Origin of the sequence: Maribacter polysaccharolyticus, assembly GCF_028882255.1 — a bacterium.
In the GTDB taxonomy this organism is placed as follows: Bacteria; Bacteroidota; Bacteroidia; order Flavobacteriales; family Flavobacteriaceae; genus Maribacter_A; species Maribacter_A polysaccharolyticus.
Genome location: NZ_JARBUY010000002.1, coordinates 326,242 through 338,649, shown reverse-complemented (window position 1 = coordinate 338,649; position 12,408 = coordinate 326,242). Strand labels below are relative to the sequence as shown.

The window sequence follows — 12,408 nt, the reverse complement described above, 5'->3', positions numbered from 1 at the left end:
TATATGAGCAACAAAAAAATACTGTTTATTTGTTTGGGCATTCTGTTGGTCGGCATTGTTTTGACGACCCTCATTTTTTCCACCGAACCCGAGGCCGAAAGGGAAGGCGCATCGGTAGAGACCGCCATGTTGGTCGATGTCCTTCCGGCAACCCAAGGTACCTTTGAGCCGGTTATCGTAGCAACCGGAACGGTACGTCCGGTAGAGGATGTTACCTTAAGTCCGTTGGTAGCAGGACAAGTAATCCGTAGGTCAGCCGCATTCGTCCCTGGTGGATTTGTAAAGAAAAACGAAATGTTATTACAAATCGATCCGGCCGACTACCGCAATACCCTCGAATTGCGAAAAAGCGCGTTGCTACAATCCCAAACAACACTCGATACAGAAATGGGGCGGCAACAGATAGCACAACAAGACTTGGCACTGATTGCCGATGATTCCCTCTTTGGGGATAACCCCCTATCTGAGGAAGAGCGCCAATTGGTCCTTAGGAAACCCCAGTTGAATGCGGTTAAGGCTAATATCAATGCCGCCAAGGCCTCGGTAGAACAGGCAAGGCTCAATCTTGAGCGCACGACTATCAGGGCCCCCTTTGATGCCCATATATTGAACCAAAACGTGACCCAAGGATCTCAAGTGTCCCCAGGTGATGACTTAGGCCGTATTGTCGGAACCGACTTCTATTGGGTCGTTGCCACGGTGCCCGTATCAAAATTACAATGGTTGGGTTTTCCTGATGATGATGCCGAAAAAGGCTCTCCGGTACGTATAGAAAATCAAACCGCATGGACCCCCGGGGAATACCGCGAAGGATTCCTCGATAAACAAATAGGTGCCCTCGATGCCCAAACCAGACTAGCGCAAGTATTGGTAAAGGTTGCTGACCCCTTAGCGAAAAATGAAAATATGAAAGGTTGGCCAAAATTGATGATAGGCACTTTTGTGGAAGTCAAAATAAAGGCCGATTCCATATCGGATGTAGTGCGCCTTAAACGGGATTATGTAAGAAGCAATGAAACCGTTTGGATCATGAAGGATGGAAAACTGGAAATCCGTGAGGTCGATATAGTTCTGAATGATGACGAATATGCTTATATACGTAAGGGGCTAACCCATGGGGAGAAAGTCGTTATCACGGATTTAAGCACCGTGACCAATGGTATCGGATTGCGTACCCGTACCTCAACCAGTGAAAAGGAACAAATAGAATAATGGTTATGGCCGAAGGCAATAAAAACGAGGGGAAAACACCTAGAAAAGAAGGCGTGATAGGGTATATGGCACGAAATTCAATCGCCACGAACCTTTTGATGCTCGTGCTTTTGGGGGGTGGTCTATATACCATGTTCACTATTCAAAAAGAGGTGTTTCCTGAGTTTCAACTCGATTTCGTTGAAGTTTCCGTGGCCTATCCGGGTGCCTCCCCTGCCGAAGTGGAACAAGGGGTATTACAGCCGGTCGAAGAAGCCGTGCGCGGGGTGCAAGGTATCAAGGAAATCGTTTCGGAGGCCAATGAAGGGTCCGGTCAGATCAGTATTGAATTGGTTGCCGGCTCGGAGCGGATGAAGGCTTTTCAGGATATCGATCAGGCCATCAATAGAATCCGTACGTTTCCCGATGATATCGAACGACCGGAAGTGAGCCTGCAGTCCCGACAAAGGGATGTGCTCCAAATTGGACTTTACGGAAGTACCGATATTTGGACACTGCGACAGCTTGCCGAACGCCTGCGTACCATCCTCTTGAACAACCCGAAGATCACCCAAGTGGAATTGGGCAATGTACCCGATTATGAGACCCGAATTGAAATACCCCGTATTAATTTACAAAAGTATGGCCTGACACTCGGGCAAGTGGCCGATATTATCAGGCAGAGCAGTAATGATGTTCCTGCCGGGGCGGTACAGACCCAAAGTGGGGAGATCCTCCTACGTATGCAAGAGCGCAAACAATGGGCCGAGGAGTATGGAAATATTACCATTGTCTCTTCCGATTCAGGGGCCAGTGTGGCCTTAAAGGATATTGCCACGATAACCGATGGCTTTGAAGAAACCGGTTTTCACGGACAATTCAACCAGCAGAATTATGTAGAACTGCGTATTTTCCGCATTGGCGATCAATCGCCTCTGGAAATTGCCGATGCCGTAGAAACCATCCTAAAGGACTTTCAACTGCCCCCCGGGGTAAAATTCCGAACCGATAGCAACCGTGCGGAAGACTATCGCGAACGTCTATCCTTACTTACCGAAAACGGATTGCTCGCCATTATCATCGTACTCCTGATACTGACACTGTACTTGGAGTACCGCCTTGCCTTTTGGGTCATGATGGGAATGACGGTTTCCTTTATCGGGGGAATGATCTTATTGCCCCTAATTGGGATCAGTGTCAATATGATTTCCATGTTCGGCTTTTTAGTCGTCTTGGGCATCGTGGTCGATGATGCGATCGTCGTGGGTGAAAATGTATATGAATATCGCCAAAAAGGCCTTAGTCCCATGGAGGCCGCCATCGCAGGAACGAAAGATGTTTCCAAACCCGTTGTTTTCAGCATTGTCACCACCATTATCGCCTTTGTCCCCCTTCTATTTATGCCGGGGGAAACCGGAAAATTCTGGCAACCGCTGCCTGCCGTGGTCATTGTCATTTTGGCCGTATCCCTGTTCGAGGCCCTCTTTATCCTTCCTTCCCATTTGGGACATCTCAAAAAAGAAAGCACCAAGAATCAAGTGATCCTAAAATTGGAAGGCTATCAACGCGCTTTCGCAAGGGCTTTCGACCGGTTTATCGAAAATAAATACCGTCCATTTCTCGACATATGTTTGCAATATCGATACATCACCCTTAGTGCCGCCATCAGCCTCTTGGTAATTGTTGGCGGATACGGGTATAGTGGCCATATGGGAATGATCATGATGCCGGAAGTCGCTGCCGATGAAATAGAAGCTGGGGTGCGATTGCCCGTGGGTACGACTCCCGATCAAGCCGCTAAGGTGGCCCATGCCATTTCGGATGCCACTCAGCGAATGTTCGAGGAACACAATCTGTATGAAGTGGCCGAAGGTATCAAGACGAATGTTAGAGGGCAAAATTTCATCGATGTGGAAATCGTGATGTTACCGCCCGATCAAAGGGACATTACGGCAGGGGAAGTAATTGCACTATGGCGTGATAATATCGGTGATATTGAAGGTGTGGACCAAATTACCTTCGAAGCCGAACGGGGCCCCGGTGGGGCTAGGCAAGCCATTAGTATCGACCTAAGCCATTCGGATATCAATGTACTTGAACGGGCCAGTGCAGCTTTTGTGGAACGCATGAAAGGTTTCTCAAACACACGTGATGTTACCGACAATTATAATAAGGGCAAAATGCAGTACGATTTTAAATTGCTACCCCATGGCAGGAATCTAGGGCTTACCTCGGATGATGTGGGCCGACAGGTGCGCGACGGATTTTTTGGGGCCCTGGCGTTACGCCAATTACGGGGCATGAACGAAATCGAAGTACGCGTAAAATTGCCCCTGGAAGAACGGAAGGACATCAAAAACCTGGAAAATTTCTTGATACAAACGCCCAGTGGGGTCGAAGTTCCGTTGATGGATGTGGTCGAAATAGAACAACGGGAAGCCTTTACCAGCATCAACCGTAGGGATGGCCGAAGGGTCGTGAATGTAGGTATGGACGTAGAGCCCGCCAATTCGGTCGGTCGCGTAATCGCTTCGGTACAAAGTGAGACCTTGCCACAGTTGCGTGCCGATTTTCCGGGAATCACATGGACCTTTGAAGGGAGCCAGGCCGATATGCGGGAAAGTACCAATACCCTAAAGGCAGGTTTTACGATCGCCATGTTATTGATCTATGCCCTATTGGCCGTCGCTTTTTCAAGTTATACACAGCCCTTGATCGTTATGACCGCCATTCCGTTTGGTATTGTAGGAGCCGTCATTGGTCATATATTACTGGGATATGACCTCTCCTTGGTCAGTTTGATGGGCGTAATTGCCCTCTCCGGGGTCGTGGTCAACGATTCATTGATCATGATCGATTATGCCAATAAACAAAGAAAAGAAGGCAACTCCATTTACGAATCGATCCATGAGGCCGGCCTGCGCCGTTTTAGGCCCATCATATTAACGACAATGACCACTTTTGGCGGCCTGGCCCCCATAATACTGGAAACTTCAAGTCAGGCTTTCTACTTGATCCCCATGGCCATTTCCTTGGGGTTCGGAATCGTTTTTGCCACGACGATCATCTTAGTGATCGTACCTTGTTTGTACTTGATGTTAGAGGATATTCGACTTATGTTACTAAAGGGAAGAACGGTAAGACAAGTCGATGTCTCTTAGACCAAAGCCCCGAAAAATACCGCTATAGCCGACAAGTAAGCAATGCCTAAAATTAAATGGGAACCACCTCTGGATAAACCGGAAAATCAAAAATATAAATCATTGGCTTTCACTCAACTAGGTCTTAGATCATGAAAGGGATAATGCCATTCCGATAAGGCCCAACATAAAATAAATAAAGTTTTGATTACCAGCGCTTGAATGTATGGGACCCCACGATGAATATCCTGATCGCAATGTTTAAAGGTATTTACGTAAATGTACCTATAGCGAAATACCACGTCATCACCTACGCATATTCCTACCTTCGTAACCGCTAAAGAAATTTCTGGAACAATCGATCAATACTTGTTTTGAAAAAGATCCTCAAGTACGGCAAACGACAGCGGCTTCGATATAAAATCCTTCACGATGTCATAACTCTTGGCTTTTTCTATTTCCCATTCGGCAATCGTGGAACTGACCACATAAACGATGGGTTTGGTCTTAAAAGGTAATTTGATAAATTCATCCAAAAACTCCCATCCATCCATTATGGGCATATTTAGATCTAAAAAAATCACCTCGGGAAACGTACTTCCCGATTTGACCATGGAGGTTAAATTCACCAAAGCCTCGTGCCCATCTTCATATACCACGATATTCGAACAAAAATTACGGTTATAATTCAATAATATTTTGGTCCCGTATACATAAATCGGATCATCATCAATAATACACACTGTATCCATCTTCATTGCTATCAAAAATCTAAAAGGCACCCAGAAATCTATTGATATGTATTTATAGGATATGCGTGAAGTAGTACAAAACCCATATCCGCTGCGGAAATAATACCGGAGATTTGGTGTATCCTATTTTGGTTAGTCCTTATTTTTTAAAAAGTAGTCTTTTTCGTATGTTGTATTTTTTCAACAAATGTAAGAAAATAACACCCATTAAAAATAACACCAACCTTAACAATTCCAAGGTTTTCATCTTTTAATGCCTTCACAATTAAAAACTTGTGCCGAATAATGGTGGTTGCTAGGGCGAAGAAATCGACCTTGGTGACATCCAGAACCTGACTACCCCATAAAAAATTGGATTAATAGCACGGGCACACAGTGTTATTACCGCCTTAAAAAGACATGGAAAAACGAAGCATGACCCTAACTGTAGCCCATCAATGCACCTAATTGTTACCCTTTTCCGCAAAAAGGCATATCCACAGCATACCTTGGGATATCGTGCCGTCGATACCTTCTATCGCATTAGGGCCACCACCCAGAGAACCATACCGGTAGTAGGGGGAATCCTGCATAACCCCGTCATACAACCCCCATTATTCGTCCAATAGGATAGTATATTTACATTTCAAGATCCCACACCAAGGGAAGAAGGAAATACACAAAAGCGGTCAAAATGACAATGGAAATCAGGTTCATCCAAATTCCCTTATTGACCATATCGCTTATTTTAAGATACCCCGATCCAAAAACCACGGCATTGGCAGGGGTGGCCACCGGTAACATAAATGCACAAGACGCGGCTACCGTGGCACCGATCATCAAGTAATACGGATGGACACCCAATACCGGGGCCAAAGATATGAGTACGGGCAACAACATGGCCGTTGTAGCGATATTTGAGGTCATCTCTGTTAAAAAATTGACCGTTGCGATGAGTATGATCAAAAGGAAAATAAAAGGCACTGTCTTCAAGGCAATCAATTTACCTCCGATCCACAAAGCAAGTCCGCTACTTTCAAAACCTGATGCCAATGCCAAACCGCCTCCAAATAATAGGACCACTCCCCAAGGGAGCTTGACCGCATCTTCCCAAGAAATCAACTTTACCCTTTTTTTACTTGAAGGTATTATGAACAAAACGACCGCTGCAATAATACTTATGATCGTATCATCAAGTGACGGAATTATTTTTTGGAGCAAAAAGGAACGTGAAATCCATGCCAAGGCCGCAAAAAAGAAAACCACTAGGACGGCTTTTTCCTCATAAGACATTTTACCCAAGGCCTTTAATTGGGCATCGATTTCCGCACGCCCTCCGGGGAAGGCCTTTTGTTTGAATTTGAATGCGTAAACCGTCAGGTATTTCCAACAGATGAACAATAAAATCACGGCAATCGGAAACCCAAAGACAAACCATTGGGAAAAGGTAATATCCTTACCGAAAGTAGTCTGGACGACACCGGCCAACACCAAGTTGGTCGGGGTACCTATCAATGTGGCAATTCCTCCGATCGAAGCACTATAGGCAATGGCCAACATCAATGCTTTTCCAAAAATGGTGTTCTCGTTTTCAATGGTATTCGGGTTATCCCGTAACTGGGTAACTATGGCCATGGCCATGGGCAATATCATTACGGCGGCAGCCGTATTTGAAATCCACATCGACAATAATGCCGTGGCTATCATGAACCCAAGGATGATACTATTGATATTCGTACCTACGATCTTGATTATCGAAAGGGCTATTCTTTTATGCAGGTTCCATTTTTCAATGGCAATGGCGAGAATAAACCCACCGATATATAAATAAATGTATTTGTGACCGTAGGATGCCGTGGTGGCACTTAGTGCCAAACCTCCGGTCAAAGGGAAAAGTACTATGGGCATTAAGGCCGTAACCATAATGGATATTGCCTCGGTAACCCACCAAATGGCAATCCATGCCACTGAAGCCAAAACGGCATTTGCCTGATCACTCAACCCTTCAGGGTGAAAAAAGAAAAGGATAAGGAAAAAGGCCAATGGCCCGGAAATCAAGCCTAAAAATCGTTTCGATATTTTCATTCTCATTCAATCAATAATTATTCATTTATAGTCGCCCCATGACCCTTTCATTGCTTTCCCGGGTCTCTTGGCTTCAATTTCATTCCACACCCGGTTAATGGCCATTTTCGGACAATCGAGGTTTTCGCTTAAGCTTTGACCAGTTCATTCCATTTATCAATAAAACCTATAAAGGCTTCAACCTCGATTTTGATGTTCTCCGCACCTCTTTCCGTGGTAGCTTCATTGGGATTCAATGTTCCCCAAACCCCCGTTGTCGTCATTTCCTTGGTTGAGGTTTTCTTGCCCGTGTCCTTGGCTTTCAAGCCTTCCGAAAGAAACAATAACTTCGCCGTGGGTTCCTCCTTTATGACTTCAGGAAGCATCTTGGTCAAATGCTCCGGGAGGGTCAATGTTGGCGTTGTCGCCTTATCCAATTGCACCAAGTCCGGCATTAAATACATCGAATTGGAGGTTTCGCCCGTACCGGCATGACGGTCTAATGCCGTGGCTTCTTCTTTCTTCCCTACTTTCAAAAAAGGTTTTATGGCCACACTGTAATCAACGGCCACGGCAGAGGTCTTTTGGTTTATTTGATCTACCAAAAATGTGGTGATTGCCGTATTCCCTCCATGGGAATTCATAAAAACAAAACGCCTAAACCCATGCCTGATCAAAGATTCAACGGTTTCCATATGTACTTTAAGTATCGTTTCGGCACTTAAGGTAATACTTCCGGCAAAGGCCATATGATAAGGAGACTGCCCGGCCATCAACACCGGAGCCACTAAAATATCACGCTCCTGGGCTATGAGTTTACAAAGTTCCTTCCCATTGATAAAATCGGTACCAATAGGCAGATGGCTTGAATGTTGTTCCAAGGCCCCTATCGGGATAATGACCATATCGGACCTTGTCAAAAATGATTCCACCTCAGGAACCGTCATATGGGGTAAATAATTCTTAACCTTGTTTTCTCTCCACAGTGGATTGGTTTGAACTGCTTCAGCCATTTAGTTTAATTTTATTTTGAAAATCAATATTTGTTTTTTTTAAGATCGTGTTGCCATTATTCAATGGTAATTGTTTCCAAATGCCTTGGTATTATGACATTCGTTTCAGGGGAAACCGCTTTTACCTCATCAATAAAGGGCATCACTTTTTTTTCAATGGGGTCTTTTTGGGAATACCCGTACGGTAACCTAAAATTATCCCAGTGTGTCGGGATGACCGTTTTCGGGAAACCGGTAAGGGTTAACAATCGCTCAGTATAGTTATAGATTTCCAAGCGAGATAGGTTGATGCCCGGCAGCAGCACATCGGGTTGGAGTCCGGCCACTTCCCTTTCAATATAATTCATGGATCCGAAGGTCAGGATCTTATGCGAATTGAAACGCACCAAGAACATGAGGGATCCCCCTTCCACAAATTCATTGACTTTTAAAGGAACTTTAAGGGCTTCTGGATCCGTATAGGTCTCCGAACTGAAATACCTCTTATCACCCAAAGCGGAATGAAGGGAAGGCACCACCCGGACCGAAAACTTTTCAAACTGATAATCCTCTCCTCCTTTTACCCTGATCAATTGCTTTTGCGGAACCCCATAAGCACTTAAAATGGTACAACTGGTTTCGGTGCCAATGACCACTGCCCCGGTCTTTTTGGCGATATATGGTACGTCTGCCAAATGATCCACATGGGAGTGGTGCACCAAAATATAATCGGCCTTTGTAATTACCTTATTAATGGCAACGGTGTCCGATACATAAACGTCATCCCCAGTGAAAATGCTACGGGTATCCCCTTCACCATAAAAACGGGGATTCCCTTGTAATTTTACCCTGGAAATATAGGGGTCGACCAAAATGGTGGTTTCCCCATCTGTCATTTCCCAACCGGCGACACCCAAATATTTCATTTTGAGCACTTGGCCATATCCATTTTGTATCCCTGCCAAGATGCTAAATGCAACCAAACATTTTAATACAAATCCCTTTATGTGGTTCATTATATCTTGTTATTTCCCTTACTTAATTCTATTGGTCTCTATTGGGTTTGAAATCCGCTGCTATCCATAGCGCTTCACTCTCATAATAATTTCCATTGGTCATTACAGAGGATACACTTCTGATATTATCGATATCCTCCAATGGATTTTTATCCAAAATGGCAATATCGGCCTCTTTTCCAACTTCCAAAGAACCGGTGACATCGCCCATTCCCATCGCTGTGGCAGGGATTATAGTTGCCGTTTTAATGGCTTCCAACGGGGTTAGTCCACCATATTTTTGATAGGTTTCTATCTCCAAGAAAAGTCCGAATCCCGGTGCGAAATTGTCGGTACCGGCAACCACGGGGATTCCTGCTTTATAAAATTTACCGATAACCTCTGCGGATTTCAGGAAGTTGTCCATTGACTTTTTGGCACGTGCCTCACCCAAACCACTTCGAAACCTTTTTCCTTCAAAAAGTTCATAGGCCATTCTACCGGCATCGGGCTCAATAGACTCCATTTTATCGCCTTTTGGCATTGTACGGACAGCCCCCAGTCCAAGGGTAGGATCCAATACGGTCCCGTGTTTCAGATAAAATGCAATGGCCTTATCGATCTGTTCATCGGTAATTTCATTTTCGGCCATAAAGTACGTACCAAGATCGGACACGTCTTTGCCGGGAAACAATGGGGTAAGTATTCTATTGTAATGGCTTAACATATCCATACCGCTCTCAACGGCAGGTATTGCATTGCCTAAAGCAGCCGGAACATGACCGGTAAGGGTCATCCCCACCTTATGTGCCTCTTTGGCCAATACTTTTAAAACCCCAGGTTCTATAGAAGTATAGATCTTGATCTGTTTGTAGCCGTTCTTATGGTACAAGGCCACGACTTCTTTGGCTTCCTCCTCCGATCTTGCACGGACCACGCCATTCCCTTTAATTCCCGGGCCATCGGTCATACCCGCCAAAAGGATATCGGGGCCCAAAGCCCCTTCTTTGGCAATGGCATCCCTAAAAGCAGTTGCGAATTCAAGTTCATTACCGTTATCCCTGATCGTGGTTACACCCCCGGCCAAGTAGGCAGGTGCCCATTGTACTTGGTTCGAATGCGCATGCATATCCCAAAGCCCGGGAATCAAGGTCTTTCCTGTTACATCGATTACCTTGGCCCCTTTTGATACCTTGACAGCTTCCCTTTTCCCGATTTCAACGATTTTACCTTCTTCGACGATTATCGTCATGTCTTCCTTGACGGTATCGCTGACACCATCCACTACATCACCTCCAACCAAAGCTATCACAGGATATTCCGGACCTTTCAAATTATCGGTATACTCGGAAAGTTGGGCCATTTGTTCCATTACATTACCCTGGATAAAGGTCGGTAAGGCTTCTTCATATTCATTTCTGATCATTTCCCTGATCTGGGTATTGGCCTTGACCAGTGCAACCAAATTTTTCGATTCATCCAACCATACCGTTCTGCCTCCCCAGTTGATACCCGTGGTAACATACCTGTCAAGGATTTTTTGCGCTCCGCCTATAGTTACGGTATCTTTCCCCGTATGGGTAACCGTTACCTCCCCTCTGGGGAAAGTGGGCAAGCTTTTTTGTCCGAGCTTAAAATAATAATGGTACAGCATCATTTCAATACCCGCAGGAATATTACTGTGCAATGGGAAGAAATGGGAAGCCACTTCCTTAGTGATCTTGTCATAATGTTTTTCCCAAATGGTAATTTCGTTAGGACCTGTTTTCTCCACTTCCAAAATATTGGTAGTATCGTTGGAAATCCTTTTGCTGCTATAATAAACCGGTTCCAAATCCTTGGTCAATCGCAATTCGGATACCACCCCGGTAACACGTCCCCGTTCGTTTTCACCTTGCAGGGATGTAACGATTATGGAGTCTTTGGTGGTACGTATTTCGTAGGATTCCTCCCCTATTGGGGATTGTCTTCTATGTACTATGAACGTACCCTCTTTTTCAATGGTATCCATTGGGGAAGATTCCGGTGCACACGAAGTAATCGCCAACAAAAGCATGGTTACGACTACAACAAACGGATGATTTTTTTTAATCATTTTCAATATATTTTATATGGTTTAGATTTTATTAAAAAGCAATCCGATGAACTCAGGGGAACTTTGGCACATATTTGTTGAAATAATATAGATTGAGTTCATCAGAGTTGCTTTCTATGATATCCGGTTTACCATCCCCGTTCAAATCACGGACCATGATATCGTAGGTGCTGAATTTTTTATCGCTCAGCACTATTTTTTTCCAAGTTTTTCCATTCTCTTGGTTCAGAAATACGGTGTTGGAACCCCTAACGTTGCCAATAACGATATCCGTCGTACCATCCATATCCAAATCCGAGACACTTAAAGAATACGATTTATCCGTACTATCGTCAAAAACCATTTTCCTATTATAATCCGAATTTTTACTCCCGAAATAAATGACATTGGGCTCCCCGATATTGGCCGTAACAATATCCAAATACCCATCTTCGTCCATATCCGCGATAGCAACGGATCTGGTATTGTCCTTACCCGTACCGTAGGGTATTCCCTTGATGAAATTCAGGTTGCCATCATTGAGATAAACAAAATTGGGTTGATCGTCCCTATTGGCCAAAATAAGGTCGTTATGGCCATCACCGTCCATATCAGCCACTTCGACATCTATCGTAGAATCTTTTTTGGAACCGAAGCCTATGGATTTAGTGAAATTGCCCTTTCCGTCATTAAGGCATATCTCATTTTCCCTTCCGCGGTTGGTTATTAGAATATCCATATCGCCATCGCCATCAATATCGGCCACCACGATATTCCTTGTCGGGGCATATGCCACACCGAACATTGACCCTTTGGTAAAATGGCCTTGACCATCATTCAAAAAAATATAATTCGGGGCCATATCATTCCCTACGGCCACATCCAAATCACCGTCGTTATCAAAATCGGCAAGCTCGGTGGAATAACTGGTCTCCTGCTCATCTCCCAAAACTTGCGACACGGTAAATACCCCTCTTCCATTATTGAAGAATACACGATTTTGACCAGCCCAATGCCTACCGTTGGCCACTAGGACATCCATATCCCCATCTTGATCGATATCACCGACCCCCATGGATGCCGTACGTTCTTTATAGGTACCCAATATCAATCTACCACTGGTAAAGAATTCGGGAGACTGGCTATACCCCGTGGCTACCATGAGTGAAAAAAATAAAATTTGTAACTGTTTCATTGTTGTTTCCGCTAAATATGATTATT

General features: G+C 44.7%; 8 protein-coding genes. 2 read left to right on the top strand and 6 right to left on the bottom strand.

What is annotated here, in order from left to right:
- Positions 1 to 3 precede the first annotated feature (3 nt).
- Together PHU20_RS07390 and PHU20_RS07385 are read left to right on the top strand one after the other, a co-directional pair.
- Positions 4 to 1,212, top strand: a complete 1,209-nt coding sequence (locus PHU20_RS07390; RefSeq protein ID WP_274824714.1) for an efflux RND transporter periplasmic adaptor subunit — start codon at positions 4 to 6, stop codon at positions 1,210 to 1,212.
- Positions 1,213 to 1,217: 5 nt separating this feature from the next.
- Entirely contained in the window at positions 1,218 to 4,352 is a 3,135-nt protein-coding gene (locus PHU20_RS07385) for an efflux RND transporter permease subunit (protein WP_274824713.1), read from the top strand.
- A gap of 341 nt (positions 4,353 to 4,693) precedes the next feature.
- Here the strand turns inward: PHU20_RS07385 and PHU20_RS07380 are convergent, their stop codons facing one another.
- The 6 genes from PHU20_RS07380 to PHU20_RS07355 form a co-directional block, all read right to left on the bottom strand.
- Positions 4,694 to 5,083 carry a response regulator gene (locus tag PHU20_RS07380; protein WP_274824712.1) on the bottom strand — a complete coding sequence of 130 codons (390 nt, stop codon included), beginning with the start codon at positions 5,081 to 5,083 and terminating at the stop codon, positions 4,694 to 4,696.
- Between the two features lie 618 nt (positions 5,084 to 5,701).
- Complete coding sequence (locus PHU20_RS07375; RefSeq protein ID WP_274825173.1) at positions 5,702 to 7,147, bottom strand: SLC13 family permease; 1,446 nt, start codon at positions 7,145 to 7,147, stop codon at positions 5,702 to 5,704.
- A gap of 128 nt (positions 7,148 to 7,275) precedes the next feature.
- A complete protein-coding gene (locus PHU20_RS07370) occupies positions 7,276 to 8,139 on the bottom strand; it encodes a creatininase family protein (protein ID WP_274824711.1) in 864 nt (287 codons plus the stop codon).
- Positions 8,140 to 8,195: 56 nt separating this feature from the next.
- Positions 8,196 to 9,134 carry an MBL fold metallo-hydrolase gene (locus PHU20_RS07365; RefSeq protein WP_274824710.1) on the bottom strand — a complete coding sequence of 313 codons (939 nt, stop codon included), beginning with the start codon at positions 9,132 to 9,134 and terminating at the stop codon, positions 8,196 to 8,198.
- Positions 9,135 to 9,162: 28 nt separating this feature from the next.
- The gene (locus PHU20_RS07360) at positions 9,163 to 11,208 is read right to left on the bottom strand and encodes an amidohydrolase family protein (protein WP_274824709.1); all 2,046 of its coding nucleotides are present in this window, start codon (positions 11,206 to 11,208) and stop codon (positions 9,163 to 9,165) included.
- A gap of 52 nt (positions 11,209 to 11,260) precedes the next feature.
- Positions 11,261 to 12,382, bottom strand: coding sequence for an FG-GAP repeat domain-containing protein (locus tag PHU20_RS07355; RefSeq protein WP_274824708.1), 1,122 nt, complete (start codon positions 12,380 to 12,382; stop codon positions 11,261 to 11,263).
- Positions 12,383 to 12,408 lie beyond the last annotated feature (26 nt).